Origin of the sequence: Streptomyces sp. NPDC094034 (genome assembly GCF_040303865.1) — a bacterium.
Classification (GTDB): domain Bacteria; phylum Actinomycetota; class Actinomycetes; order Streptomycetales; family Streptomycetaceae; genus Streptomyces.
Map to the genome: position 1 here is coordinate 41,571 of NZ_JBEOUD010000002.1, position 26,316 is coordinate 67,886.

Genomic DNA, 26,316 nt, shown 5'->3' on the forward strand with positions numbered 1-26,316 from the left:
TCCGTTATGCGTCAGTAACCGAACGCACGCGCCGTATTGCGGGAGACCGCCTCGGCCATGGCGTCCTCACCGATCCCCCGCACCTCGGCCATCGCGCGGAGCGTGACCGGAATGAGATAAGGCGCATTGGGCCGACCGCGGTACGGCGCCGGCGTCAGAAAGGGCGCGTCCGTCTCGACGAGAACCAGCTCCAATGGCGCTACTGTGAGCGCGTCACGCAACGGCTGAGCGTTTTTGAATGTGACATTGCCCGCAAAAGACATGTAATAGCCGGCGGCGGCACATATCTCGGCCATTTCCGCATCACCGGAATAGCAATGGAACACCGTGCGTTCCGGAGCGCCTTCTTCCGCGAGAATACGCAGCACATCGGCGTGCGCCTCGCGATCGTGGATCACGAGCGCCTTGCCATGGCGTTTGGCGATCTCGATATGGGCGCGGAAGGAACGCTCCTGGGCGGCCATGCCCTCGGGTCCGGTACGGAAGTGATCGAGCCCCGTCTCGCCGACGGCCCGTACCGGCTCCAGCGCGGCCAGCCGGTCGATCTCGGCCAGCGCGTCGTCGAGAGCGGTGTCGCCGCCGCCCTCACGGGCCCCCTGCCGCGACCAGCCGTCGGGGTCGCCGTGCACGATGCGGGGCGCTTCGTTGGGGTGCAGCGCGACCGCCGCGTGGACGTTCTCGTACGCCGCCGCCGTCTGCGCGGCCCAGCGCGAGCCCTTGATGTCGCACCCCACCTGGACCACCGTCGTCACACCGACCGAAGCAGCCTTGGCGAGACCGTCCTCGACCGTGCCGTCCTGCATGTCCAGGTGGGTGTGCGCGTCCGCGACCGGCACCCGAAGGGGTTCGGGCAGCGGGGGCGGGGCTTGTTTCGAACTCATGGGCGCGATCCTACGAGGGCCGCGCCCGGGAGATCACCCGCGGTGGTACGGCCGACGCGGGCAGCTCACCCTCGGTGCGGGGCCGGGGTGGCTCACCCTCGGTGCTGCGCGGGGTGGCTCACCCACGGTGTTGCGCGGGCGGTCACCCTCGGTGCTGATGGTGCTGGAAGGGGTGCAGGAGGTCGGAGAGGTGCCAGTGGTGCTGCCTGGCCGCCTTGCCCGCCCCAGCCCCCGCCCCCGTCGCCGTCTCTGTAGCCGTCCCTGTCGCCTCGGACGCCCCGTCCTCCCCCGACGGGGCGGCTCCGGCGGGTATCTCCCCGCCCGCCTGCGCCGGTATCTCCTCGGCCGCCGCGGCGCGCTTGGTCTTCGCCGGGTGGTGCCGCTCCGCCATGAGCGCCCGTACCGAAGAGACCTGGCCGGAACGCATGATGCGGACGACATGCCCCCCGCAGTTGACGCAGTTCGGGCTGGACAGCGGGGAAGGTACCCGCACGCCCTCGGACTTGTAGACGACGTAATTGTGGCCCGAGCCGTCGACGTGGTGCTCTATGTCGTACGCCTGCTCCCAGCCGTGCCCACAACGCATACAACAAAAGGCATATGCCTCGTGGGCAACGGCGGTACCCGTGATCTCACTCATGCCAGCTCCTCTCCACTGACCAAGTGGACGCCTTTGACAGCGGGAGCGCATCAGCCCTGTCGATTAATGGATTGGTCTTGGCCTTCTCATGCCCAAAGGGCGCGGCACGCGGTCTGTGCTTTACATTTCACGAAATTCCTTTGCCGTCCGCGGGGGACGTGCGCTCAGCGGCCGTTCCGGCTGCCGTACGCGCGGCGTTCTTCGCGGCCACGACCGCGTCGAACACCTCGCGCTTGGGCAGGCCCGCCTCGGCGGCGACGGCCGCGATGGCCTCCTTGCGCCGCTCCCCCGCCTCCTCTCGCACCCGTACCCGCCGCACCAGTTCCTCGGGGTCGAGCTCTCCGGCCGTCCGCTCCGGGGCGCCATCCACGACCACGGTGATCTCTCCCCGTACGCCCTCGGCCGCCCAGGCCGCCAGCTCGCCGAGACCGCCGCGCCGCACCTCTTCGTATGTCTTGGTCAGTTCGCGGCAGACGGCCGCCCTGCGGTCGGCGCCGAAGACCTCGGCCATCGCGGCGAGGGTGTCGTCCAGGCGGTGCGGCGCCTCGAAGTAGACGAGCGTGCGCCGCTCGTCCGCGGCCTCCCGCAGCCGGCCGAGCCGCTCGCCCGCCTTGCGCGGCAGGAAACCCTCGAAGCAGAAACGGTCCACCGGCAGCCCGGAGAGCGCCAGCGCGGTCAGCACGGCCGACGGGCCCGGCACGGCCGTGACCTTGATGTCCCGCTCGACCGCCGCCGCGACCAGCCGGTAGCCGGGGTCGGAGACGGACGGCATGCCCGCGTCCGTGACCAGCAGCACCCGCGCCCCGCCCGTCAGCGCCTCGACCAGCTCCGGCGTCCGCGCGGACTCATTGCCCTCGAAGTACGACACGACCCGGCCGCGGGTCTGCACACCGAGCGCCTGGGTGAGCCTGCGCAGCCGCCGCGTGTCCTCCGCGGCGATCACATCGGCGGTCTCCAGTTCGGTGGAGAGCCGGGGCGGCGCGTCCGTGACATCACCGATGGGCGTCCCTGCGAGTACCAGCGTTCCAATCACATCCGCCATCCTCGCAGGGCGCGAGGCGCCCCACTCACAGCGGCGTTCCCTACGATGGCGCGGTGACCAGTACTGCGCCAGAAGCCCTGCACGGGCACGACGCCGGCGACAAGCCGCCCTCATGGCCTCAGCGGCTGCGCCGATTCGGCCATGTGCCCCGGCCGGTGACCGGGCTGCGCGAGCGGCTGGTGCCGCCGTACACCCGGCCCTCGGAGCGGCTGTGGGCCGTGCTCGGCGTGCCTCCACGGCTCGCGGACCGGATGATCCGCTGGTCCGCGTGGGGCGGGCCGCTGCTCGTGGCGCTGGTCGCCGGGGTGCTGAGGTTCTGGAACCTGGGCAGCCCCAAGGCGGTGATATTCGATGAGACGTATTACGCGAAGGACGCGTGGGCGCTCATCAACCAGGGGTACGAGGGCAGCTGGCCCAAGGACATCGACAAGTCGATTCTGCGGGATCCGTCGTCGGTCCCGGTGCCGACCGATCCCGGCTATGTGGTGCATCCGCCGGTGGGCAAGTGGGTCATCGGTCTCGGCGAGCACTTCTTCGGGTTCAACCCCTTCGGCTGGCGCTTCATGGTGGCGGTGCTCGGCACCCTGTCGGTGCTGATGCTGTGCCGGATCGGGCGGCGGCTGTTCCGTTCCACATTCCTGGGGTGCCTGGCGGGCGCGCTGCTCGCGGTGGACGGCCTGCACTTCGTGATGAGCCGTACGGCCCTGCTCGACCTCGTGCTGATGTTCTTCGTGCTGGCCGCCTTCGGCTGTCTGCTGATCGACCGCGACTGGGCACGGCGGAAACTGGCGGCGGCGCTCCCGGTGGACGAGGACGGCGTGCTGCGCCCGGACAGGGACGTCGCGGAGAATCTGCGGCTCGGCTGGCGGCCCTGGCGGATCGCGGCCGGACTGATGCTGGGCCTGGCGTTCGCGACGAAGTGGAACGGGCTCTACATCCTGGCCGCCTTCGGGATCATGTGTGTGGTGTGGGACCTGGGCGCGCGCCGGACGGCGGGCGGGGGGCCGTTCTGGGGGGTGTTCCGGCGCGATCTGGTGCCGGCCTTCTTCTCGACGGTCCCGGTCGCGATCCTCACGTACATCGCCTCATGGACCGGCTGGATCGTCACCGACAAGGGCTACTTCAGGAACTGGGCCGAGACGGCGGGCAAGGGCGGCAGCTGGACCTGGCTGCCCGACTGGCTGCGCAGCCTCTGGCACTACGAGAACGAGGTCTACAGCTTCCACGTCAATCTGACGTCGGGCCACACCTACCAGTCGAACCCGTGGAGCTGGATCGTCCTGGGCCGCCCGGTCTCCTACTTCTACGAGGACCCGGCGGCCGGCACCGACGGCTGCCCGGCGTCCACGGCCGGCAAATGCGCCCGCGAGGTGCTGGCGATCGGTACCCCGCTGCTGTGGTGGGCGGGGGCCTTCGCGCTCTGCTACGTCCTGTACCGCTGGTTCTTCCGCCGCGACTGGCGCGCGGGCGCGATCGCCTGCGCGGTGGCGGCGGGCTGGGTGCCGTGGTTCCTGTACCAGGAGCGGACGATCTTCCTCTTCTACGCGGTCGTCTTCGTCCCGTTCCTCTGTCTCGCGGTGACGATGATGATCGGCGCGATCGTGGGACCGGCGGGTTCCGACGAGAGACGCAGAACGATCGGCGCGGTCGGTGCCGGGGTGCTGGTCCTGCTGATCATCTGGAACTTCATCTACTTCTGGCCGCTGTACACGGGCACGGCGATCCCACTGGACTCGTGGCGCAACCGGATGTGGCTCGACACCTGGGTCTGACCACGCCGGACAGAAGACACCTGGCGGGAGACGCCTGACGGGAGACGCCTGACGGGAGACGCCTGACGGGAGACGCCTGACAGGGGATATCGGACAGGGGACATCGGACGGGAGACGTCGGACAGGAGACAAGGAAACGACCAGGAAACGATGCGGGAACGGTGACGGCAAGGGGGCGCGTCAGTCCGATAACGCTCGTCGGTGCTCGCCCCCTGTGACACACCGGTCCCGTAGAGTCCACACGACATCCCCTTGAACACGTTCAGATGTTCCGGGGGCTCCTGGGGAGGGGGACTGCACTCATGCGCAGTGGAGCCAAGATCGCCGTCATAGGCGGGGTGTTCGCCGTGTTCGCCGGCGGCGTCGGGTACGGCGCGTACAACGTGTACGACGGGCTCACCGGCGGCAGCGGATCCCCGGCCGGCGACTCCACCACGACGGCCGAGGTCAAGACCGGACCGCTGAGCGCCGCCGAGGTCGACAAGGCCGCGAAGGACTTCCTGACGGGGTGGGCGAAGGGGGACGAGGCGGCCACCGTCGCCCAGCTGACCAACGACCCCACCACCGCCGAGGCCGTCATCGGCGGCTACCGCGACGAGGCCCATGTCACCGACGCGGTGATCACGCCGGGGCAGGCGGTCGGCGCCAAGGTCCCGTTCACCGTCAAGGCCACCGTCTCGTTCGACGGGAAGACCAAGCCCCTGTCGTACGCCTCGGAACTGACCGTGGTGCGCGGGCTGACCACCGGGCGCCCGCTGGTCGACTGGGCGCCCTCGGTGATCCATCCGAAGCTGACGAAGGACACCCGCCTCGTCACCAACGAGGCCTCCGCTCCCCCGATCAAGGCCGTCGACCGTGACGGCGTCGAGCTGACGAAGGAGAAGTACCCCTCGCTCCGGCCGATTCTGGACGAGCTGCGCAAGCGGTACGGCGACGACGCGGGCGGCACGCCCGGCGTCGAGCTGGTGCTGAGGAGCGACACCGAGAGCGTGCCGGACCAAACGCTGCTCACGCTCTCCAAGGGCGCGCCCGGCGAACTGACGACCACGCTGGACGCGAGCGTGCAGGCCGCCGCCGAGCGGGCGGTGAAGAAGTACAGCGAGGCGTCGGTCGCCGCCGTCAAGCCCAGTACGGGCGAGATCCTGGCCGTCGCCAACAACCGCGAGGACGGCTGGAACGCGGCGATGCTCGGCAGACAGGCGCCGGGCTCCACGATGAAGATCGTGACCGCGGCGATGCTGCTGGAGAAGGGTCTCGTGGCCGCCGACCGGGCGGCCGAGTGTCCCAAGGAAGCGATGTACCAGGGCCGTACGTTCACGAACCTGGACGGATTCTCCATCGCGGGCGGCACGTTCACCCAGAGCTTCGCCCGCTCCTGCAACACCGCCTTCATCAAGCTGATCGACGACACCAAGGACGACGCGGCGCTGAAGGCCGAGACCGAGGAGGTCTTCGGCATCGGCCTCGACAACTGGAAGACGGGTGTCGCGTCCTTCGACGGCAGCGTGCCGGCCGCGACCGGCGGTGAGGCGGCGGCGCAGTACATCGGGCAGGGCACGGTCCAGATGAACGTCCTCAACATGGCGTCCATCACCGCGACCGCCAAGAACGGCTCGTTCAAGCAGCCCGTCATCGTGCCGCGTTCGCTGGACGACCGGCAACTGGCCACCGCCGCGCGCTCGCTGCCGTACAACGTGGCGAGCCAGCTGCGCGGCATGATGCGGGTCACGGCCACGAGCGGTACGGCGGCGAACGCGATGTCCGGGCTCGGCGGCGACAAGGGCGCGAAGACCGGTTCCGCGGAGGTCGACGGCCAGGCCACCTCCAACAGCTGGTTCACGGGCTATCAGAACGACCTCGCCGCCGCGGCGGTCGTCCAGGCGGGCGGCCATGGCGGCGACGCGGCGGGACCGGTGGTGGCGTCGGTGCTGGCCGCCGGGTGAGAGCGGGGGGACGGCGGGGCGCCGGAGCTCTCCCCCGAGGGCATGTGCCCCGCCTCCGCGCGGCCCTTGGTCCGGACGGGCCCCTTTGGCAACACTCGCCGGACAGCTCCTGACAGATCCCCTTTTATCCGTCAGCTCGTGATCTCCTTTCGTCACGGAGGTATCAATGTGATGAATGGACAATCACACGAGGACACGGACCATCACGACACGACCGACAGTGACAGCGACCGGAACCAGAACCGGGACCAAAACCGGGACCAGGACCGGGACCAGGACACGGCCAACCGATCCGAGACACCCCGGCGTCTCCTGCTGACCACGGCCGCGCTCGCGCCGCTGCTGGCCGGGATCGGCACCACCGTCGCCCGCGCCCAGTCCCCGGATCCGGCCCCCGCCGACGCCGCGGTGAAGGGCGGCGGTCACCCGCACGAGCCGCTCCAGCCGGTGACCACCACCCCGGCCGACTGGCGGCAGGTCGCGCGGGAGCTGGGCCGGCAGGGCGCCATGGCGGGCGACGAGGCGTACAACACCCACTTCCCGCGCGGGGACCTCGATGTCGTCTCCTACGGAGTCCGGGTCTCGCCCCAACTCGCCCTGGGCTCACACGTGGCGTTCGTCCGCTACACCGACGGCAGCGTGCTGGCCATGGGCGATCTCACGGTGACCGAGGGCGAGCTCCATGAGGTGACGGATGTCCTCCAGGCGCACGGCATCGAGCAGACCGCGCTGCACAAGCATCTGCTCGCCCACTCCCCCGACGTCTGGTGGACCCATGTCCACGCGCATGGACGGGACCCGGTGGCCATCGCCCGCGGTCTGCGCGCGGCGCTCGACCGCACCGCGACCCCGCCCCCGAATCCGCGGCCGTCGAAGCCCCTCGACCTGGACACCGAGGGCATCGACGCCGCGCTGGGAATGAAGGGCTCGGACGACGGCGGGGTCTACAAGGCGACCTTCGCGCGCCGTGAGGTCATCGTCGAGAGAGGCATGGCGCTGCCCCGCGGCCTGGGCGCGATCTCGGCGTTCATCTTCCAGCCGCTCGGCGCCGGCAAGGCCGCGCTGAACGGCGATGTCGTGATGGTCGCCGAGGAGGTCCAGCACGTCATCAAGATTCTGCGGCGCGGCGGGATCGGTCTGGTCGAGCTGCACAACCACAGCCTGAGGGACGAGCCCCGCCTGTTCTTCATCCACCTGTGGGCCGTGGACGACGCCGTCGAACTGGCCAGGACCCTCCGCAAGGCGGTGGACGCCACGAACGTCGTCTCGGTCCGGCGCGGCGAGCACGGGGGATAGCGGGGCCCGCCCGCACGCCCGCAGGCCCGCACGCCCGCACGCCCGCAGGCCCGCAGGCCCGCACGCGGAACGGGACGGGGTGGGGCAGGTCGCACGGCGGCGCCCCAAAGCCCCACCCCGTCCCGTCCCGCCGCGCCCCGTCCCGCCGCGCCCCGTCCCGCCGCGCCCCGGTTCCCTCCCGCGCCTCGCCTTCTACGCCTCGCCCGCGATCGCTCTCCGCAGCCCCAGATTGCTCGTCAGGATCCCGCCGTCGACCGGCAGCGTCACCCCCGTGATCCAGGAGGCGTCGGCAGAGGCCAGAAACGCGACCGCCGCCGCGACATCGGCCGGCGTGCCCACGCGCCCCATCGGGTAGTGGGCCGCCGCACGCTCCAGTTCCGCCTCGCGGCCCGACCAGGCACCGGTGTGGATCGTGCCCGGCTCCACGAGGTTGACGCGGACGCCGCGCGGGGCGGCGTGGCCCGCCAGCGTACGGGTCAGACCGGCGAGGCCCGCCTTGGCCGCGCTGTAGGCGTGGTTGCCGAAGTCCTGTGCGCCGTTGACGGAGCCGATCGAGACGATCGCGCCCCGGCCCGAGGCCGCCAGATGCGGAAGCGCCGCACGGGCGCAGCGGAAGGCGCCCGTCAGGGTGATGTCGAGGTCCAGCGCCCAGACCTCGTCCGGCTCGTCCTCGAACAGCGGCGCGTCCCGCGTGCAGGAGTAGGCGTTGTTCACCAGCACGTCCAGCGAGCCGAAGGTCTCGGCCGCGTACGCCACCGCCGCCTCCACCGACGCCCGGTCGGCCACATCGCAGCCGAGCGCGACCGCGCCGGGGATGGACTCCGCCACCGTCACCGCCCGCTTCTCGTCCAGGTCCGTCACCAGGACGCGTGCGCCCTCCTCCGCCAGTCTGCGCGCGGTGGCCTCGCCGATCCCCCGGCCCGCTCCGGTGATCAGAACTCCGTGTCCGTCAAATCGCTTCATCCGGCGATGATGTCGCCGACCGCACGGCGCGCACCAGAGCCTGTGCGCGGGGGTCGGCCGTCACGCCCTTGCGCATCCCATTGGTCACATACCCCATCGCGATGCCCGACTCGGGATCGGCGAAGCCCAGCGAGCCGCCGCGCCCCGGGTGTCCGAAGGAGCCGGGGCCGAGCAGCGGGGCGGCCGGGCCGTGCAGCATGAAGCCCAGACCGAAGCGGGTGGCGACGACCAGTACCCGGTCGGGACCCGCCGACTCCTCCGTACGCGCGAGCGTCAGCGTCGCGGGCGCGAACAGCCGGTGGCCGTCGACGGGGCCGATCATCGCGGCGTAGCAGCGGGCCAGCGCGCGGGCGGTCGAGATGCCCCCGGAGGCGGGGAGTTCGGCGGCGCGGTAGGCAGGGGCGTTCTCGTCGGGGCGCGGTTCGATGACGCCGAACGCACGCCGCGTCAGGGACTCCGCGTCGCGGTACGCCTCCGACACGGACCGCTTGGGCCGCAGTCTGAGCGCGCCGCCGACCGCCGTCGGCTCCTCGACCGGGCCGATCCGGCCGACCCGGTGGGCCTCCTCGGCGGGCAGCCCGACCCAGAAGTCCAGCCCGAGCGGCCGGGCGATCTCCTCGGCGATCCACCGGCCCACGCTCCGGCCGGTGACCCGCCTGACCAGTTCGGCGATCAGCCAGCTGTAGGTGTGCGCGTGATAGCCGTGGCCGGTGCCCGGCTCCCACTCCGGCCGCTGGGCGGCCAGGGCCCGCGCGCCCGACTCCCCGTCGATGGCCTCGGCCGGGGTGAGCGACCGGTCGAGCACCGGCACCCCGGCGCGGTGCGACAGGAGATGGCGTACGAGCACCCGTTCCTTGCCGGCGGCCTTGAACTCCGGCCAGTACGTGCCGACCGGGGCGTCGAGATCGATCTGCCCGCGCTGGTGCAGCAGCAGCGGTACGGCGGCGGCGACGCCCTTCGTGGCGGAACGGACGACCTGCGCCGTGTCGACGGCCCAGGGGGCCGCGTCCGCGCCCCCGTCCCCCGTCTCCTGCCCGTGGACATCACGGGTGCCCGCCCACAGATCGACGACCTTGCGCCCGTCCCGGTACACGGCGACGGCCGCGCCCTGTTCTCCCAGCCGCTCGAAGTTCCGTACGAACGCGTCCCTGACCGGCTCGAAGCCCGCCTCCACCGTGCCCTGGACGTCCACGCCCGCTCTCCCGCCCCGTCGGTACCCACGCCTCGTACCGCTCGTCGTCCCGCCACGCCCCGGCGGCGCGACCTCTCTATGGTGCAACGTGTCCCGGCGACACGGAACGCGGGTCGAAACCGAACGGCAGCTCCAGCCTGTGCGCGCCCATCAGCTGCTCGTCGCCGAGGAGCCGCCCGGTGGGCCCGTCCGCCACGATGACGCCCTCGCTCAGGATCACCGCACGCGGACAGAGTTCGAGAGCGTACGGCAGATCGTGCGTCACCATCAGTACGGTGATGTCCAGCGCCCGCAGGATGTCGGCCAGTTCGCGCCGGGACGCCGGGTCGAGATTGGACGAGGGCTCGTCGAGTACGAGGATCTCCGGCTCCATCGCGAGGACGGTCGCCACCGCGACCCGGCGGCGCTGCCCGAAGGAGAGATGGTGCGGCGGCCGGTCCGCGTACTGCGCCATCCCGACCTGGTCGAGCGCCGCGGTGACCCGGGCCGCCAGCTCGGGGCCGCGCAGCCCGGAGGCCGCCGGGCCGAACGCCACGTCCTCGCGCACCGTCGGCATGAACAGCTGGTCGTCCGGGTCCTGGAAGACGATGCCGACCCGGCGGCGGATCTCGGCCAGATTCCGCTTCGCCACCGGCACCCCGGCGACCGCGACCGAACCGGCCCCGGCGGTGAGGATGCCGTTGAGATGCAGGACGAGCGTGGTCTTGCCCGCGCCGTTGGGCCCGAGCAGCGCCACACGTTCACCGCGTCCGACGGTCAGATCGACACCGAAGAGGGCCTGATGGCCGTCGGGGTAGGCGTACGCGAGCCCGCTGACCTCAAGGGAGGCGGGCACGCCGGGGACGGAGTGCTCGGTCATAGGGTCCAGCCAAGCAGACAGACGGCGAGCGCCGACACGGGGAGGGCTGCCGCGTAGGTCCACTGCGTCCGGGACGCGGTCACCTCGTCGATGACCGGCATGGTGCCCGCGTATCCCCTGCTGACCATCGCCAGATGCACCCGCTCACCGCGCTCGTAGGAGCGGATGAAGAGCGCGCCCGCGGACTTGGCGAGGACGCCCCAGTGCCGGACGCCCCGGGCCTCGAAGCCGCGTGAGCGCCGGGCGATGGACATCCGCCGCATCTCGTCGGTGATGACATCGCCGTAACGGATCATGAAGGAGGCGATCTGCACCAGCAGCGGCGGCAGCCGCAGCCGTTGGAGACCGAGGAGCAGGGAGCGCAGCTCGGTCGTGGAGGCGAGGATCACGGACGCGGCGACGCCCAGCGTCCCTTTCGCGAGGACGTTCCAGGCGCCCCAGAGCCCGGGCACGCTCAACGACAGCCCCAGGAACTGGACGTGGTCGCCGGGCACCACGAAGGGCATGAGGAACGCGAAGGCCACGAACGGGATCTCGATCAGCAGCCGGCGCAGCAGCACACCGGCGGGGATACGCGCGATCCCCGTGACGGCCGCGAGCAGCACGGCGTACAGCGCGAACGCCCAGACCGCCTCGCGCGGCGTCGAGACCACGACGAGCACGAAGCAGAAGACGGCGGCCAGTTTGCAGTGCGGGGGCAGCGCGTGGACCGGCGAGTGTCCGTGCCGGTAGAGCGCCTGGGCATGACCCGAGCCCATGTCAGACGTTCCCGCCGGCCGGCGCGGGTTCCGCCGCCGTACGGCGCCGTCGCACCGCCCAGAAGACGCCACTGCCGACGACCACGGTCGCGCCCACCCCGATCACTCCGGCGAGCCCGCCGGAGATCCGGGCGTCGTCGACATCTTTGACGCCGTAGTCGGCGAGCGGGGAGTCGGCGGTGTGGTGCGGCTCGGTCTTGCGGTCGATGCCCTGGTCGGCGGCGACCTTCTCCAGTCCGTCGGGGCTGGCGGAGGCGTAGAAGGAGACGAATCCGGCGAGGACGAGCGCGGTGACCAGCCCGGTCGCCCAGACCTTGCGGGTGGAGCGCGCGGCCGTCGGCGCGGGCTCGGACGCGGGGGCGGCGTCGACCAGTTCGCCGCCCACGCGCAGCTTCAGCGGCGCGGACAGCCCCCGGGCGCCGTACACGAGGTCGGGCCGTACGGCGATGACCGCGCCGACCGTCAGCGCGGTGATCGCGGCCTCGCCGATCCCGATGAGCACATGCACCCCGACCATCCCGGTCAGCACCTTGCCGATCGGGATGTCGGTCGTCCCGCCGATCCAGTAGAAGAGGGTGAAGCCGAGGGCGGCGGCCGGTACGGAGACCAGCGCCGCCACGAAGGACGCGACGGTCACCGAACGGCGCGTCCGGGGCAGGAGCTTCACCAGGGTGCGGAAGAGCGCGTAGGCGACGACGGTCGTCACCACGGCCATGTCGGTGATGTTCACCCCGAGCGCGGTGAGTCCGCCGTCCGCGAAGAGGATGCCCTGCATCAGCAGGACGACGGAGATACAGAGAACCCCGGTATAGGGGCCGACGAGTATGGCGGCCAGCGCCCCGCCCAGCAGATGCCCGCTCGTTCCGGCGGCCACCGGGAAGTTGAGCATCTGTACGGCGAAGATGAACGCGGCGACGAGTCCGGCGAGCGGCGCGGTGCGCTCGTCCAGCTCACGGCGCGCGCCGCGCAGGCTGACCGCGACGGCGCCCGCGGCGACGGCACCGGTGGCGGCCGAGACGGGCAGATCGATGAATCCGTCGGGGACATGCATGGCGGGGCTCCGCTTCCTGCTCGTACGGCGCGGTATCGAGTCGCTCGATGATGGGCACTTCTTGCGAGACATTCGCAAGAGCAGGTGACATGCAAGGTGGCGGGACGGTGTTCCGCAAGTGCCCGATCGGCAAAGCCATGGCCAAGCATGGACAAATCCGGCATATTTTGTATGATTAGAAGCTAAATGTCCGGTTAGTCAAGGAGGCAGCTCCCGATTCCGCCCAGCACAGCAGCCACAAGCAGCCGTCGCAGCTAACCGAGGAGCCAGTCGATGTCACCCGTCATCGAGCAGCCCGCCACCGCGCGTCTCATCACGGACGCCCCCCACCCCAAGACCGTCTCTGTCACGCTCCGCTATGACGGCGCCGATCCGCTCGCCATACGTATCGTCTTCCCGCCCGAGGTCTCCCTCGACGATGGCGACGTCATCTGGGCCTTCGCCCGCGACCTTCTCGAATCCGGCCTGCGGCTGCCCTCGGGTGAGGGCGATGTCCAGGTATGGCCCTGCGGCCGGGCCCAGGTCGTGCTGGAGTTCCACTCGCCGGACGGAGTGGCCGTGGTCCAGCTGGACACCGCGCCGCTGCGCCGGTTCCTGGACAGCTCGTACGCGATGGTGCCGGTCGGCCAGGAGCGGCACGACATCGAGGTCGAGACCGAGCTGAGCAAGCTCCTCCACAGGACCTGAACGGCAGGACGCGAAACGCAGGCGGCCCGGCCGCCACCCCTCAGGGCGTACGGCCGGGCCGCGTACCACGCGCCGGCCTGCCGTCCCCACGGCCGTCGGCGCGATCCGGGGCCACGCACCGCTCATGTCGCGGCCCCGGTGCACAGGGGATCAGACGCGTACGAGCTCACGCTCCGCGCCGGGACCGCCGTCCGGGCCCTGCGACGCGTCGTCCACGAGCCGCTGCCGCAGCGCCTCGCCCTCCACGTCCACGTTGGGCAGCGCCTTGTCCAGCCAGCGCGGCAGCCACCACGCCTTGTCGCCGAGCAGTGCGAGCACCGCGGGCACGATCGCCATCCGGACCACGAACGCGTCGAAGAAGACCGCGATGGCGAGTCCGAAGCCGATCATCTTGATCATCGACTCGCTGGAGCCGATGAAGCCGGCGAAGACCGCGATCATGATCACCGCGGCGGCCGAGACCACCCGCGTGCCGTGCCGGAACCCGGTGACGATCGCCTCGCCGGGCCGCTCCCCGTGCACATACGCCTCCCGCATCCGGGTGACGAGGAAGACCTCGTAGTCCATGGCGAGACCGAAGACCACACCCACCATGAAGATCGGCATCATCGACATCACCGGGCCGGTCTGCTCGACCCCGAGCAGACCGCCGAGCCAGCCCCACTGGAAGACCGCGACGACCGCGCCGAGGGCGGCGACCACGGAGAGCAGGAAGCCGAGGGCGGCCTTGAGCGGTACGAGCACGGAGCGGAAGACGACCATCAGCAGCAGAAAGGCGAGTCCGACGACGAGCGCGAGATACGGCAGCAGCGCGTCGTTCATCTTCTGCGAGAAGTCGATGTTCATCGCGGTGGAACCGGTGACCAGGACCTGGGCACCGCTGTCCGTCCTGATCTGCCCGCCGGTGTCCCGGATGGAGTGGACCAGGTCCTCCGTCTTCACCGAGGAGGGGCGGTCCTCGGGGATCACCGTGATGGTCGCGGTGTCGCCCGCCTTGTTGAGGGTGGACGGGGTGACGACGGCGACGCCGTCCAGCTTCTTCACCGTGTCCGACAGCTCGGTGGCCGCCGCCTTGGCGTTGTCATTGGCCTTGCCGTCCACGACGACCATCAGCGGCCCGTTGAAGCCGGGGCCGAAGCCGTCGGAGAGCAGGTCGTACGCCTTGCGCTGGGTGGTGCTCGGCGGCTGCGAACCGTCGTCGCCCAGACCCAGTTCCAGCGAGGTGGCCGGGATGGCGATGGCCCCGAGCCCCAGCACGGCCGTGACCAGGACCGCGACCGGACGGCGCAGCACGAGGCGCGCCCAGCGCGTGCCCATGTTCGGCTTCCCGGCCTCCGCGCCGCCCGCCGCCTTGGCGTCCAGGGCCGCACGGGCCTTGCGGCCGTGCACCCGCTTGCCCGCGAAACCGAGCGCCGCGGGAATGAGGGTGAGCGCGATGAGGACGGCGATCACGACCGTACCGGCGGCGGCGAGGCCCATCTTGGTGAGCATCGGGATATTGACGACGGCCAGCCCGGCGAGCGCGATCACCACGGTGAGTCCGGCGAACACCACGGCCGACCCGGCGGTGCCGACGGCCCGGCCCGCCGCCTCCTCCCGCTCCCGGCCCTCGGCCAGTTCGGCCCGGTAGCGGGAGACGATGAACAGCGCGTAGTCGATCCCGACCGCGAGACCGATCATCATCGCCAGGATGGAGGTGGTGGAGCCCAGGTCGAGGACGCTGGCCAGCGCGGTGATGGTGGAGACCCCGACACCGACCCCGATGAGCGCGGTCACCAGCGGCAGCCCCGCCGCGACCAGCGAACCGAACGTGATGACCAGCACCACCGCGGCGACGGCCACACCGATGATCTCCGTGGACCCCATCTCGGGAGTGGCCTGGAGCGCGTCCCCGCCGACCTCCACCGTCAGCCCGTGCGTCCGCGCCTCGGCGCCGGTCTCCTCCAGCGCGGTTCGGGTCTCGTCGGTCAGCTCCATCGAGGTGACCTTGTACGAGACCTGGACGTACGCCGTCGAGCCGTCCTGCGAGACGGCGTTGGCGGTGTACGGATCGGTCACGGAGCCGACCTGGCCGGACCCGCCCGACAGTTCGTCGACGATCTTGCCGACCTCGGCCTTGTGCCCGGCGTCGGTCATCTTCTCCCCGGCCGGCGCCTTGAAGACGACCCGAGCGGTCGCACCGTCGGCACTGGCTCCTGGGAAGCGCTCTTCCAACAGGTCGAAGGCCTTCTGGGCCTCCGTCCCCGGTATCGAGAAGGAACTGGACGTGGGCGTGGACGCGGAGGCGGCCGCGACACCGGCGAGCGCGAGCAATGCCACCCACACAAGGGCGACATAGTTGCGGCGCCGGAAGGCGAACCGTCCGAGCTTGTAGAGAAACGTGGCCACGAGGGCGTACTCCCGGGTCTGTGGATGGATCTGAGGGCATGGGGAGCCGGCCCGACAACGAGAGAGCGGCACGCGTCAGGTATTGCGGGTGCTGAAGGGGACTGTCAGACGCCGAGGGCGGGGAGGACCACGGCGTCGAAATAGGAGGTGAGGAAGGACGAGTCGGGCGACCGGTCCTCGATCAGATGCCGGACGACGATGGCGCCGACCAGCATGTGCGTCACGTACTTCAGCGCGGGATTGTCCGCGGCGACCTCGCCGCGGTCCACAGCGCGCTGAAGGATCCCCGCGAGCCCGTTGAGTTCGGGCTCGATCAGGAGCTCACGCAGCGCCTGATGGAGATCGGGGTTGTCGTGGACGGCATGGAAAAGACCGCGCATCAGCGCGCTGTCCTTCTCCATCTGACAGTCATCGGTGTGCGCCATCACGGCGTGGAAGTCACCGCGCAGGCTGCCGGTGTCCACGTCGACGAGCTTGATGGGCTTCTTGTGCCGCATCGCATGGGCGACCAGCTCGGGCTTGCTCCCCCACTGGCGGTAGAGGGTGGCCTTGCTGGAATGGGTGCGGGCGGCGATGGCGTCCATGGTGAGGGCGTCATAACCGACCTCGCGCAGCAGATCGAGCACGGCGGCGTACAACTCGGCCGCACGCTCCGGGGTAAGCCTGCTGCGCGCCACGATCTGCTCCTTCCAAACGAAACGGTTTCGTACAGTACGAAGATAACCCCGGCCCCCACCGAAACGAAACCGTTTCGCTTGTGCGCTGCGCCACACCCCGGGGCGATGCTCCGGAGGCCCGGCCCCGGCACCACCCACAACGACCGCGACTTCCGCCACACCCGCACCACGGCCCCCTGCCGGGAGGCGTTATTCGCACGGAAAGTGCAGCATTGGGTGGGTGAGTGACGACGTCGCGTATCTCCGCTTCCCGCACCTTCACGACGATTCCCTGTGCTTCGCCGCCGAGGACGACCTCTGGGTCGCCCCCCTGGCACCGGCCGGGCAGCGCCCCGCCCGCGCCTGGCGGGTCACCGTCGACCGCACCCGAGTCGGCCACCCCCGCTTCTCGCCGGACGGCCGCCACATCGCCTATACGACCTGGCGCAGCCTCGACCCCGAGATCCATCTCGTACCGGTCGCCGGAGGACCCTCCCGCCGGCTCACCTACTGGGGCGCCACCGACACCCGTGTCTGCGGCTGGACACCGCCCGACAAGCACGGTGAGTCCCAGATCCTCGCGGTCTCCTCGCACGGCCAGCCGTTCTCGTACTTCGCCTGGGCCTACAGCCTCCCCCTCGACGGCTCCCCGGGCGGCGCGCTGCCCTGGGGCCCGGTCAATGACATCGCCGTCGCGGACATCGACGGCGGGCACCGTACGCTCCTGCTCACCGGAAAACCGCCGCACGAGCCCGCCGCCTGGAAGCGGTACCGCGGCGGCGCGATGGGCCGGCTCTGGCTGCACGGCGAGCGGCTGCTCGCGGACCTCGGGGGCCATCTCGACTGCCCGATGTTCGTCGACGGCCGCATCGCGTTCCTCTCCGACCACGAAGGCGTCGGCAACCTCTACTCCTGCCGTCCCGACGGCACCGATCTGCGGCGGCACACCGATCACGACGCCTTCTACGCCCGCCACGCCTCGTCCGACGGGCGCCGGGTCGTCTACCAGTGCGCGGGGGACATCTGGCTGGTCGACGCGCTGACGCCCGACTCGGTGCCGCGCAAGCTGGAGGTACGGCTGGGCGGACAGCGCGCGGGACGGCGTGACTACCAGGTGCCGGCCAGCAGCCATGTCGCCGGGATCTCCGTGGACATGACCGGCCGGGCGAGCGCCGTCTCCGTACGCGGCAGCCTGTACTGGCTGACCCACCGCGACGGCCCCGCCCGCACGATCGCGGACACCCCCGGCGTCCGGGTCCGGTTCCCCGTGATGCTCGGTGACACCGGCCAGGTCGCGTACGTCACGGACGCGGAGGGCGAGGACGCGATCGAGATCGCGTATCTGCCCAGGGCGAGCGGTGAGCGGCAGCCGCGGCGGCTGGCCTCGGGGCAGTTGGGCCGCGTACGGGAGATGGTGGCGGATCCGGACGGGGAACGGATCGCGATCGCCTCGCACGACGGCAGGCTGCTGCTGATAGACACGGCGGAACCGGAACCGGAACCGGAGCCAGAACCCGAGCCGGCACCAGAGCCGAAAGCCGGACCGGAATCGGAAGCCGAACCCGCACCCGCACCCGCACCCGCACCACCGTCCGGCGCCACCACCACGACCCCACCGGACGCCGCGCCAGAACCCACACCCACCTCCACCCCCACACCGGAACCCGTCGTCGAACTCATCCGCTCCATCAACGGCGCCGTCACCGACCTCGCCTTCTCTCCCGACGGCGACTGGCTGACCTGGTCGCACCCCGGCATCGGCCGCTCCCTCCGGCAGATCAAACTGGCCAAGATCGCCGGCAGCTTCGCCCGTACGGTCGTCGACGTCACCAACGGCCGCTTCGAGGACGAGAATCCGGTCTTCACCAGCGACGGCCGCTATCTCGCGTTCCTGTCCTGGCGCGGCTTCGACCCCGTGTACGACGTGCACACCGGGGACCTCTCCTTCCCCCTCGGCTGCCGCCCCTACCTCGTACCGCTCTCCTCCGCGACCCCGTCGCCCTTCGCGCTGTCGCCTGAGGGCCGCCCCGCGGCCGGCGGACTCGATCCGTCGGTCGGCGAGTCCGGCGACGGTACGGTCACCGTCGAGGTCGAGGGGCTGGCCGACCGGGTCACCCCGTTCCCGGTCACCGCGTCCAAGTACTCCGCGCTGTATCCGGTCAGCGGTGGCGGTCTGGTCTGGCTGCGCTGGCCGATCTCCGGCGCGCTCGGCGAGACCTTCGCCAACCCCGCCGACATGTCGGGCCGCCCCACCCTCGAACACTTCGACATCACGAAGGCGCGCAAGAGCGAACTCGTCGGCCACCTCGACTGGTTCGTGCCGAGCGGCGACGGCACCCGGCTGGTGGTCGTGGACGACGGCGAGCTGCGCGCCGTACCCGCCACCGAGCCCGGTGACGGCGATACGACCGTCTATCTCGACATGCGCCGGATCCTGCACGATGTGGATCCCGGGGCGGAGTGGCGCCAGGCGTTCGACGAGGCCGGGCGCATCATCCGCGCCTATTTCTGGGAGCCGGACATGTGCGGCATCGACTGGGACGGAGTGCTCGACCAGTACCGTCCGCTGGTCGAACGGGTCTGCTCCCCCGACGAGTTCGCGGATCTGCTGCGCGAGGTCCTCGGCGAACTGGGCACCTCCCACGCGTATGTCACCCCGGCCCGCCGCAACGAGGGGCCACCGCACTACCAGCGCCCGATCGGTCTGCTCGGCGCCAATCTGGTCTGCCGGAACGGCGAGTGGATGATCAAGCGGATCCTGCCGGGCGACTCCTCCGACTCCAAGGCGCGCTCACCGCTGGCCGGTACGGGCATCCGCGAGGGCTCGGTCCTGACCCATGTGGACGGCCGGCCGGTCGATCCGGTGGCCGGCCCCTACCCGCTGCTCTCCGCCGCCGGGGGCACGACCGTCGAGCTGACCTTCCGGCCCGCGGAGCGCGACCGCCCCTCCCGCCGCGTCGCGGTCGTCCCTCTCATCGACGAACGCCCGCTGCGCTACCAGGACTGGGTGGCCAAACGCCGGGAGGCCGTACGGGAGATCAGCGGCGGCAGATGCGGCTATCTGCACATCCCCGACATGGGCGGCTCCGGCTGGGCCCAGTTCAACCGGGATCTGCGTCTTGAGGTCTCGCGCCCCGCGCTGATCGTGGACGTACGGGGCAACGCGGGCGGCCACATCAGCGAACTGGTCGTCGAGAAGCTGACCCGCCGGATCATCGGCTGGGACCTGACGCGCGACGCCCAGCCCGTCTCGTACGCGTCGAACGCCCCGCGCGGCCCGGTCGTCGCGCTCGCCGACGAAGCCACCTCGTCCGACGGCGACATGATCACCGCGGCCTTCCGGCTGCTGAACCTGGGCCCGGTGGTCGGCCAGCGCACCTGGGGCGGGGTGGTCGGGATGACGGGGCGGCACCGGCTCGGCGACGGCACGGTGATCACGGTGCCCATGAACGCCGCCTGGTTCGACGCGTATGGCTGGTCCATCGAGAACCAGGGCGTGGAGCCGGACATCGAGGCCCTGCGCACCCCACTGGACTGGGCGGAGGGCCGGCACGCCCAGCTCGACGACGCGGTCTGGGCGGCGCTTGACCTGCTGGCCGGGCATCCGGCCTCGACCCCGCCGGGATACGGCGCGGTCCCCGACCTGCGCCGCCCGCCCCTGCCGCCGCGCACGCACGACGCGCGCGGGGAGAAGCCACGCGGCGACAACGCGCGCACGGACCGAGCCCGCGCATAAGGCATGAGCGCGTAAGACATGACCGCATACAACACAAGAGCGCATACGACATAAAAAGCACGACATAAAAAGGAGGCGCACCCGGCGGAAACCGGGTGCGCCCCGCTGTCATCAAGCCATTCACTCAGGCGTCGAAGCGGTCGTCCAGGTCGTCGCGTGCGTTCTGCGCCCTGTTCTGCGCGTTCTGCTGCGCCTCGTGCTGGACATCGCGCTGCGCGTCGTGCTGCGCGTTGTGCTGCGGGGCGTCGTGCTGCCCCTGGTTGCGGTCCCTGGCCGGTGAACCAGGCTGCGAACCGCGGTCGGGCTGGCCGGGGCGGCCGGGCTGCTGCGTCCGGTCGTCCTTCTTGTCGCCCTGCCGCGCATTCGCCTGCTGGGCGGCGAGCTCTTCGGCCTTGTCCTTGAACTGATCGGCGATAGCCATGGAATGTCACTCCTGAAAGGGTGTTGGGGGGCACCGGAGTGGAGCCTCGACCAGACTTACACGCCCCGACATTCCGCGCATTTCGATCAGTAACGCTGTGTACGCTCCTCCTCGTCGGCCGCCCCGCCCGCCCCGACCAGCCCCTTTCGCACGCCCGCCAGTCGAGGTTCGAAGCGGCGCATCTCACGCTGTCCGGCCGCCGCGATCACGGCCGGCAGATATCCGCGCAGGGGCTGCGTCCCGCGCAGCCACCACTGCGCGTACACATGCGCCGAGCGCCGTTCGATCCCGGCGACGAGCCGGTCCGCGGCGGGGCCGAGCGGATAGGTACGGTTCGACGGCCACGGCAGCCGACGCCGCAGCTCCCGCATCACCTCGTCCCGGTCCGCGCCGCGCACCATGTCGGTGTCCGTCCAGGACAGATAGCCGACGCCGACCCTGATCCCCTGGTGGGCGACCTCGGCGCGCAGACTGTGCGCGAAGGCCTCGGCCCCGGACTTGGACGCGCAGTACGCGGTCATCATCGGCGCCGGGGCGATCGCGGCCAGCGACGCGATCTGGAGGAAGTAGCCGCGGCTCGCGCGCAGGAAGGGCAGGAACACCCGCGCCGTCACCGCGCCGCCGATCAGATTGACCTCGATGACCCGCCGCCAGGCGGCCGGATCCGAGTCCGCGAAGGGACCGCCGCTCGCCACACCGGCGTTGGCGACGACGATGTCGACCTTGCCGAAACGCGCCTCGACCTCCCGGGCGACCCGCGCCATCGCGGTGTCGTCGGTGACATCGGCGTACCAATGGTCGCGGTCGGCGTGCAGCCGGGCGGCGACCCGCTTCAGTCCGTCCTCCTCCAGCCCGACGAGGGCGACCTTCGCGCCGCGCGCCGAGAGCTTGCGCGCCAGGAGTTCGCCGACGCCGCGCGCCGCGCCCGTGACGACGGCGACCTGCCCGTCGAGATCGCGGAAACCCCGCCGACCCGTCCCGCTCACGCCACGTCCTCCTTCTCGCTCAGGTAGGTACCGACGAGGGACCGAATCGCTCCGGTGACGGCCTCCGGGGCCTCCATGGGCGTCATATGTCCCACCCCGGTGAGTTCGGTGAGCCCGGTGGGTCCGGTGGGTCCGTTGGATCCGGTGGGTCCGGCAGGCTCGGGCAGCGCGGCCGCCAGCACCCGTGCCCGCACCGGTGGGGTCAGCCGGTCGGCGCTCCCCACGATCACGGCGGTGGGCACCCTCAACTCCCGTACCTCCGCGTCGAGATCGAGCGTGCCGAGGACATGCGCCCAGGCCACCCGGACGGGCCGCGGACACGCGTGCACGATCCGGGCGGCCTGGGCGACCCGGTCCGGCGCGGCGCCCGGGCCCATCGTCCCGTAGCGCAGGATCCGCTTCGACAGCGGTGTGACCGGCCCCAGCGGGACGCGCGAGCCGAGGATCCGCCGGTTGAGCCAGGTACGGGTCCTGCCGGGCCGCATCGGTACGAGAAGCGCCTCCGGGACCAGCCGTGAACTGCCCGTGCTGCACAGCAGAACGGCTGCCGCGTGCTCCCGGAAGGCGGGCCGCCGGGCGGCGGCCATCAGCGTCATCCCGCCCATGGAGTGTCCCGCGAGGACGGCTCGCTCCCCCGGCTCCAGCGTGGCGGCGAGTACGGCCTCCAGATCGTCGGCGAGGGCGTCCGTGGAGTAGCCCGAGCGACCGGCCGGCGCCGCCGAACGGCCGTGGCCGCGCTGGTCGTAGACGATCACCCGGTGATCGGCGGCCAGATCCGCGAGCTGCGCCGCCCAGAACCGGATCGAGCAGGTCCAGCCGTGTGCCAGGACGACGGCGGGCCGGCCCTCTTCGCCGTGGACCTCGACATGGACATGGGTGCCGTCGGCGGAGACGGCGGTCAGTTCACGCTCCTTGTGCGGCCGGCTCGTCGGACTCGTCGGACTCATCGGACTCATCGGACGCTCTCCTTCGCGGCCCGGGATCCGAGGCGCTTCCCGGCCGCCCGCTGGTCCGCGACCGGCTTCTCCGCCTGCCTCGGCACCCGTACGGCCGTGGCGGCGCGGATCACCTCGTACTCCGCGAGATCGACCTCTCGCGTGGCCCGGCGGAATTCGGCCGTCGTCCCCGGCCAGACGGTGGTGTTGCGGCCCTGCTCGTCCAGATACCAGCTGGTGCAGCCGCCGGTGTTCCACACGGTCCGCTGCATACGCTTCTGCACCCGCCGGTTCCAGGCGCGTACGGCGGCGGGCCGGGGCCCCAGCGCCACGCGCCCGTGCCCGCCCGCGCTCCCCGGGCCGCCCCCGGTGCCCGGCCCGCTCCTGCGGCCTCCGAGCCCGTCCAACTGCCGCAGATAGTCGGCCATGTAGTTCAGCTGGGACTCGATCATCAGGATCATCGACGAGTTCCCGAGACCGGTGTTGGGGCCGATGATCGTCATCCAGTTGGGGAAGCCCGCCGCGGTCGCGCCGCGCAGCGACTGCATCCCGTCCCGCCACGCCTCCGCGAGCGTGGTCCCGTCGGCGCCCACCACCCGCTCGGCGATCGGCATGTCCGTCACATGGAAGCCGGTCCCGAAGACGATCGCGTCGGCCTCGGTCTCCGTACCGTCCGCCGCGACCAGTGTGGAACCACGCACCTCGGCCAGTCCCGAGGCGACCAGATCCACATTGGGCCGGGCGAGCGCCGGATAGTACGAGCTGGAGAGCAGGATGCGCTTGCACCCGATGCGGTACGAGGGCGTCAGCTTGGCGCGCAGCACCGGATCCCTGATCGCCTTCGCCATATTGGCCTTGGCGAGGGATTCGATGAGCCCGAGTTCGTTCGGCCGCTTGGTGAAGGCCTGGACCTGCAACTCCCTGATGCCCCACAGGAGACGGCGCCGCAGGGTCCCGGTGAACGGGAGCGCCCGGTGCAGCCGGCGCTCGGCCCCGGATATCGCCCGGTCGACGCGCGGCATCACCCAGGGCGGCGTCCGCTGGAACAGCGTCAGCCGGCCCACCTCGGGCTGGATCGCCGGCACGATCTGTATGGCGGAGGCGCCCGTACCGATCACGGCGACGCGCTTGCCGCGCAGATCGTAGCCGTGGTCCCAGCGCGCCGAGTGGAAGACCTTCCCCGGGAACCCGGCGAGTCCGGGTATCACCGGGATCTTCGGATCGGAGAGCGGCCCGGTCGCGGAGACGATGACATCGGCGGTGAGTGTGCCGCGCGAGGTCTCGATCTCCCAGTGCAGCGCGTCGTTGTCCCAGCGCATCAGCCGTACCTCGTGGTTCAGCCGCAGATGCGGCCGGAGCCCGAAGGTGTCCGCGACATGCTCCAGATACGCCCTGATGTGCCGCTGCCCGGAGAAAGTGCGGGGCCAGTCTGGGTTGGGCGCGAACGAGAACGAGTAGAGATGTGAGGGAACGTCACAGGCGCATCCGGGATAGCTGTTGTCCCGCCAGGTCCCGCCGACCGAGTCGGCGCGCTCAAGCACCACGAAGTCGGTCATCCCCTCACGGCGGAGCCGGACGGCCGCCCCGAGCCCGCCGAACCCGGATCCGACCACCGCCACGTGTACGTGCTCGCGCACGTGGTCGTGTTCGTGCTGGCCCATACCGCCTCCTGACACCGGACGACACACAGGAAACCGCGCCAGTAATCACTGGCATAATTGGAGACTAGAGCAGTGCCGTACTGATGGGTAGGGGTGGGAAGCGGGAAAGTTGCGCCGAGCGCGCCTGCCGGTACGCGGGCGCGCCCGCCGGTTGTCGCGGGCACGCGTGCGCGTCCCGTCGCGGGCGCGCGTACCGGTCCCGTCACGGGCCGGGCGTGCCGGTCGCCGCCGGCCGGCGGGACTGTCGCGACACCCCCGGGTACGCCATAAGCTGACCGGCATGGCAGAAGGCGGCGAACCGCGCGAGTACCGCATGGAGGAGCTGGCCCGCGAGGCGGGCATCACCGTCCGTACCGTGCGCTTCTACCGCGAACGCGGCCTGATCCGGCCGCCTCGCCGCGAAGGCCGGATCGCCTGGTACGACGACCGTCACCTGGCCCGGCTCAGGACGATCGCGGGCCTGCTGGAGCGCGGCCACACCCTGAACGGCATCGCCGACCTCGCCACCGCCTTCGAGAGCGGCAGGGACGTGGGCGAGGTGCTCGGCCTCGGCGAACCCACCGAGGAGACCCCGGTCCGGCTCTCCCCCGAGGAACTCGCCGACTACTTCGAGGGCGAGGTCACCCCGGAGAACCTACGGGCAGCCCTCGACCTCGGCTATCTGGTCACGGACGGCGACGAGATAGTCCACATCAGCCGCCGCCTGCTGGACGTATCGGCGGCCCTGGTCCGCGAGGGTGTCCCCCTGGCGGCGGTCCTCGACGCCGCCCGCCGCGTCCGCGTCCACGCCGACGCCCTGGCCGGACTGTTCGCCACGGTCCTGCGCACCCACACCACCACGCCGGACACGGAGAAACTGCGCCCGCTGGCGAAGAGCGTCGTGGAGGCGGAATTCTCGCTGGCCCTCGACCGCCATCTGCGTACGGACCGGGAAGCCACCCCGCCCACCGACCCCCCGGAACCTCCCGTCGGCTGAGAGCGGCGCGACCAGATCGCGGAACGGTCCGGTGCGCGGTCGCGGGTGCCGCGGCGGAAAGGCGCTCATACGAGATCGTAGGTGACCGTCACCGGCGCGTGGTCGCTCCACCGTTCCTCGTGGCTCGCGGCCCTCTCGACATACGCCTTGACGGCACGCGCGGCCAGACCCGGCGTCGCCACGTGGTAGTCGATGCGCCAGCCCGTGTCGTTGTCGAAGGCACGGCCCCGGTACGACCACCACGAGTAGGGGCCCTCCTGGTCCGGGTGCTGGGCACGGACGACATCGGCATAGCCCGCACCCGTCTCCTCGAAGACGCGGGTCAGCCAGGCGCGCTCCTCGGGGAGGAAGCCGGAGGACTTGCGGTTGGCGCGCCAGTTCTTGAGGTCGGCCTCCTGGTGGGCGATGTTCCAGTCGCCGCACACCAGCACCTCGCGCCCGTCCGCCGCCGCGCTCTTCTTCAGCTGTTCCAGGTACGGCAGGAACTCGTCCATGAACCGGGTCTTCTCGTCCTGCCGCTCCGTGCCCACCTCGCCCGAGGGCAGATAGAGGCTGGCGACCGTCACACCGGGCAGATCGATCTCCGCGTACCGCCCGCTCGCGTCGAACTCCGCGCTGCCGAACCCGATCCGCGTGCGCTCGGGCTCCCGCCGCGAGTAGAGCGAGACGCCCGCGCGCCCCTTGGCGGCGGCGGGGGCGTGCAGGGCGTGCCAGCCCTCCGGGGAGCGGACCTCCTCGGGGAGCTGCTGGGGCTCGGCACGTACCTCCTGGAGACAGATCACATCGGCGGAGGTGCCGGCCAGCCACTCCACGAAACCCTTCTTCGCGGCGGCGCGCAGTCCATTCACATTCACGGAGGTCACGGTGAGCATTCCGACACACTACCCGCCCGGCTCGGACGCCATCGGACCGCCGTCGGATAGCCGTCGGGCCTGGTCGGGCGCGGCTATTCCGTGTTCCCCCGTAATGGACCGCAATGCGGCGGCCCGGGAATTCCCCGGTCGTTCACATCACTCACACCACACCGCGACCGCTCCATTTGTTCCGCTCGGCCACGCGAGCGGAGAGCGCCCCGGCACCGGTGCCTCCACGCGCCGCGGCGGGACTCTTGCCATCGGGGCAAATCGATTGCCCGCACTCACACTTGGGCCACCGGAGACCGGATCCCGGCACCAGATCGGCGCCCTCAACGCCGCGTACGGTCATTCCGCCAGCCTCCGCAGTCCGACGGCGACGCGCTCCACCAACTCACGCGTGGGCTCGGGAAAATACGGCGGCACCCAATCCGGATCCCATCGCACAAAAACCCGGGCCCCGCCCGGCGTCACAGGCTTGTCGATCTCTTCGATCGAGAGTGAATCCCTAGCCATAGGTGCGAGTCCTCGCCTCTCCGTGTGCAATTCCTCGTTTCTACACCCGAAGTGACCTTTACTCACTACTCCGCATGGGGAAATCTCAGCGACAACCCATATG

Annotated in this window: 21 protein-coding genes; 6 read left to right on the top strand and 15 right to left on the bottom strand. The window is 70.9% G+C overall.

Translation table 11 applies throughout. The features are described 5' to 3' along the window. Positions 1–11: 11 nt before the first annotated feature. From ABTZ59_RS02765 to rsmI, 3 genes are all read right to left on the bottom strand, one after another. Positions 12–881: a TatD family hydrolase gene (locus tag ABTZ59_RS02765; RefSeq protein ID WP_351389164.1), complete on the bottom strand. Its 870-nt coding sequence runs from the start codon at positions 879–881 to the stop codon at positions 12–14. Between the two features lie 142 nt (positions 882–1,023). After that, positions 1,024–1,521 (bottom strand): hypothetical protein, encoded by a 498-nt coding sequence (locus ABTZ59_RS02770; RefSeq protein WP_351389167.1) that lies wholly within the window; start codon positions 1,519–1,521, stop codon positions 1,024–1,026. Positions 1,522–1,648: 127 nt separating this feature from the next. Continuing rightward, positions 1,649–2,554 carry a 16S rRNA (cytidine(1402)-2'-O)-methyltransferase gene (gene rsmI, locus ABTZ59_RS02775; RefSeq protein WP_351390081.1) on the bottom strand — a complete coding sequence of 302 codons (906 nt, stop codon included), beginning with the start codon at positions 2,552–2,554 and terminating at the stop codon, positions 1,649–1,651. A gap of 62 nt (positions 2,555–2,616) precedes the next feature. Here rsmI and ABTZ59_RS02780 point away from each other — a divergent pair, with 62 nt between their 5' ends. From ABTZ59_RS02780 to ABTZ59_RS02790, 3 genes are all read left to right on the top strand, one after another. Next, complete coding sequence (locus ABTZ59_RS02780; protein ID WP_351389170.1) at positions 2,617–4,335, top strand: dolichyl-phosphate-mannose--protein mannosyltransferase; 1,719 nt, start codon at positions 2,617–2,619, stop codon at positions 4,333–4,335. A 302-nt stretch (positions 4,336–4,637) separates the two neighbouring features. After that, positions 4,638–6,278: a penicillin-binding transpeptidase domain-containing protein gene (locus ABTZ59_RS02785; RefSeq protein ID WP_351389175.1), complete on the top strand. Its 1,641-nt coding sequence runs from the start codon at positions 4,638–4,640 to the stop codon at positions 6,276–6,278. Positions 6,279–6,449: 171 nt separating this feature from the next. Beyond that, the gene (locus ABTZ59_RS02790; RefSeq protein WP_351389179.1) at positions 6,450–7,574 is read left to right on the top strand and encodes a DUF1259 domain-containing protein; all 1,125 of its coding nucleotides are present in this window, start codon (positions 6,450–6,452) and stop codon (positions 7,572–7,574) included. A 192-nt stretch (positions 7,575–7,766) separates the two neighbouring features. Here the strand turns inward: ABTZ59_RS02790 and ABTZ59_RS02795 are convergent, their stop codons facing one another. The 5 genes from ABTZ59_RS02795 to ABTZ59_RS02815 form a co-directional block, all read right to left on the bottom strand. Continuing rightward, positions 7,767–8,537 carry an SDR family NAD(P)-dependent oxidoreductase gene (locus tag ABTZ59_RS02795; RefSeq protein WP_351389182.1) on the bottom strand — a complete coding sequence of 257 codons (771 nt, stop codon included), beginning with the start codon at positions 8,535–8,537 and terminating at the stop codon, positions 7,767–7,769. Further along, complete coding sequence (locus ABTZ59_RS02800; RefSeq protein WP_351389185.1) at positions 8,524–9,729, bottom strand: serine hydrolase domain-containing protein; 1,206 nt, start codon at positions 9,727–9,729, stop codon at positions 8,524–8,526. Before ABTZ59_RS02800 ends, ABTZ59_RS02795 begins: the two co-directional genes overlap by 14 nt. Before the next feature lie 76 nt (positions 9,730–9,805). Then, entirely contained in the window at positions 9,806–10,588 is a 783-nt protein-coding gene (locus tag ABTZ59_RS02805) for an energy-coupling factor ABC transporter ATP-binding protein (protein ID WP_351389195.1), read from the bottom strand. Then, positions 10,585–11,346 (bottom strand): cobalt ECF transporter T component CbiQ, encoded by a 762-nt coding sequence (gene cbiQ, locus ABTZ59_RS02810; protein ID WP_351389198.1) that lies wholly within the window; start codon positions 11,344–11,346, stop codon positions 10,585–10,587. Before cbiQ ends, ABTZ59_RS02805 begins: the two co-directional genes overlap by 4 nt. Position 11,347: 1 nt before the next feature. After that, positions 11,348–12,397 (bottom strand): energy-coupling factor ABC transporter permease, encoded by a 1,050-nt coding sequence (locus ABTZ59_RS02815; RefSeq protein ID WP_351389203.1) that lies wholly within the window; start codon positions 12,395–12,397, stop codon positions 11,348–11,350. A gap of 273 nt (positions 12,398–12,670) precedes the next feature. Between ABTZ59_RS02815 and ABTZ59_RS02820 the strand changes: the two genes are divergently transcribed. Further along, entirely contained in the window at positions 12,671–13,084 is a 414-nt protein-coding gene (locus ABTZ59_RS02820) for an SsgA family sporulation/cell division regulator (protein WP_351389208.1), read from the top strand. Positions 13,085–13,234: 150 nt separating this feature from the next. Here ABTZ59_RS02820 and ABTZ59_RS02825 read toward each other — a convergent pair whose 3' ends face one another. Together ABTZ59_RS02825 and ABTZ59_RS02830 are read right to left on the bottom strand one after the other, a co-directional pair. Then, entirely contained in the window at positions 13,235–15,472 is a 2,238-nt protein-coding gene (locus ABTZ59_RS02825) for an MMPL family transporter (protein WP_351389212.1), read from the bottom strand. A gap of 104 nt (positions 15,473–15,576) precedes the next feature. After that, positions 15,577–16,149, bottom strand: a complete 573-nt coding sequence (locus ABTZ59_RS02830; RefSeq protein ID WP_351389215.1) for a TetR/AcrR family transcriptional regulator — start codon at positions 16,147–16,149, stop codon at positions 15,577–15,579. 220 nt (positions 16,150–16,369) lie between these two features. On the opposite strand from ABTZ59_RS02830, the gene ABTZ59_RS02835 reads away from it, so the two are divergent. Continuing rightward, positions 16,370–19,864: a S41 family peptidase gene (locus ABTZ59_RS02835; RefSeq protein ID WP_351389220.1), complete on the top strand. Its 3,495-nt coding sequence runs from the start codon at positions 16,370–16,372 to the stop codon at positions 19,862–19,864. Positions 19,865–19,988: 124 nt separating this feature from the next. On the opposite strand, the gene ABTZ59_RS02840 is transcribed toward ABTZ59_RS02835, so the two are convergent. The 4 genes from ABTZ59_RS02840 to ABTZ59_RS02855 form a co-directional block, all read right to left on the bottom strand. Continuing rightward, positions 19,989–20,285 (bottom strand): hypothetical protein, encoded by a 297-nt coding sequence (locus ABTZ59_RS02840; RefSeq protein ID WP_351389223.1) that lies wholly within the window; start codon positions 20,283–20,285, stop codon positions 19,989–19,991. A gap of 86 nt (positions 20,286–20,371) precedes the next feature. Next, positions 20,372–21,271 carry an SDR family oxidoreductase gene (locus tag ABTZ59_RS02845; RefSeq protein WP_351389226.1) on the bottom strand — a complete coding sequence of 300 codons (900 nt, stop codon included), beginning with the start codon at positions 21,269–21,271 and terminating at the stop codon, positions 20,372–20,374. Beyond that, complete coding sequence (locus ABTZ59_RS02850) at positions 21,268–22,218, bottom strand: alpha/beta fold hydrolase (protein ID WP_351390084.1); 951 nt, start codon at positions 22,216–22,218, stop codon at positions 21,268–21,270. Before ABTZ59_RS02850 ends, ABTZ59_RS02845 begins: the two co-directional genes overlap by 4 nt. A 5-nt stretch (positions 22,219–22,223) precedes the next feature. Then, positions 22,224–23,867 (bottom strand): flavin-containing monooxygenase, encoded by a 1,644-nt coding sequence (locus ABTZ59_RS02855; RefSeq protein WP_351389230.1) that lies wholly within the window; start codon positions 23,865–23,867, stop codon positions 22,224–22,226. A gap of 313 nt (positions 23,868–24,180) precedes the next feature. Between ABTZ59_RS02855 and ABTZ59_RS02860 the strand changes: the two genes are divergently transcribed. After that, positions 24,181–24,843 (top strand): MerR family transcriptional regulator, encoded by a 663-nt coding sequence (locus ABTZ59_RS02860; protein ID WP_351390087.1) that lies wholly within the window; start codon positions 24,181–24,183, stop codon positions 24,841–24,843. Between the two features lie 65 nt (positions 24,844–24,908). On the opposite strand, the gene ABTZ59_RS02865 is transcribed toward ABTZ59_RS02860, so the two are convergent. Then, on the bottom strand, positions 24,909–25,715 hold the full coding sequence (locus tag ABTZ59_RS02865) for an exodeoxyribonuclease III (protein ID WP_351389236.1): 807 nt from the start codon (positions 25,713–25,715) through the stop codon (positions 24,909–24,911). Between the last annotated feature and the right edge of the window lie 601 nt (positions 25,716–26,316).

Bases quoted from the DNA above. Each gene is read 5' to 3' on its own strand.
- ABTZ59_RS02765 (WP_351389164.1), bottom strand. From the start codon at position 881: ATGAGTTCGAAACAAGCCCCGCCCCCGCTGCCCGAACCCCTTCGGGTG.
- ABTZ59_RS02795 (WP_351389182.1), bottom strand. From the start codon at position 8,537: ATGAAGCGATTTGACGGACACGGAGTTCTGATCACCGGAGCGGGCCGG.
- ABTZ59_RS02790 (WP_351389179.1), top strand. From the start codon at position 6,450: ATGAATGGACAATCACACGAGGACACGGACCATCACGACACGACCGAC.
- ABTZ59_RS02860 (WP_351390087.1), top strand. From the start codon at position 24,181: ATGGAGGAGCTGGCCCGCGAGGCGGGCATCACCGTCCGTACCGTGCGC.
- cbiQ (WP_351389198.1), bottom strand. From the start codon at position 11,346: ATGGGCTCGGGTCATGCCCAGGCGCTCTACCGGCACGGACACTCGCCG.
- ABTZ59_RS02805 (WP_351389195.1), bottom strand. From the start codon at position 10,588: ATGACCGAGCACTCCGTCCCCGGCGTGCCCGCCTCCCTTGAGGTCAGC.
- ABTZ59_RS02815 (WP_351389203.1), bottom strand. From the start codon at position 12,397: ATGCATGTCCCCGACGGATTCATCGATCTGCCCGTCTCGGCCGCCACC.
- ABTZ59_RS02820 (WP_351389208.1), top strand. From the start codon at position 12,671: ATGTCACCCGTCATCGAGCAGCCCGCCACCGCGCGTCTCATCACGGAC.
- ABTZ59_RS02770 (WP_351389167.1), bottom strand. From the start codon at position 1,521: ATGAGTGAGATCACGGGTACCGCCGTTGCCCACGAGGCATATGCCTTT.
- ABTZ59_RS02840 (WP_351389223.1), bottom strand. From the start codon at position 20,285: ATGGCTATCGCCGATCAGTTCAAGGACAAGGCCGAAGAGCTCGCCGCC.
- ABTZ59_RS02855 (WP_351389230.1), bottom strand. From the start codon at position 23,867: ATGGGCCAGCACGAACACGACCACGTGCGCGAGCACGTACACGTGGCG.
- ABTZ59_RS02865 (WP_351389236.1), bottom strand. From the start codon at position 25,715: ATGCTCACCGTGACCTCCGTGAATGTGAATGGACTGCGCGCCGCCGCG.
- ABTZ59_RS02850 (WP_351390084.1), bottom strand. From the start codon at position 22,218: ATGAGTCCGACGAGTCCGACGAGCCGGCCGCACAAGGAGCGTGAACTG.
- ABTZ59_RS02785 (WP_351389175.1), top strand. From the start codon at position 4,638: ATGCGCAGTGGAGCCAAGATCGCCGTCATAGGCGGGGTGTTCGCCGTG.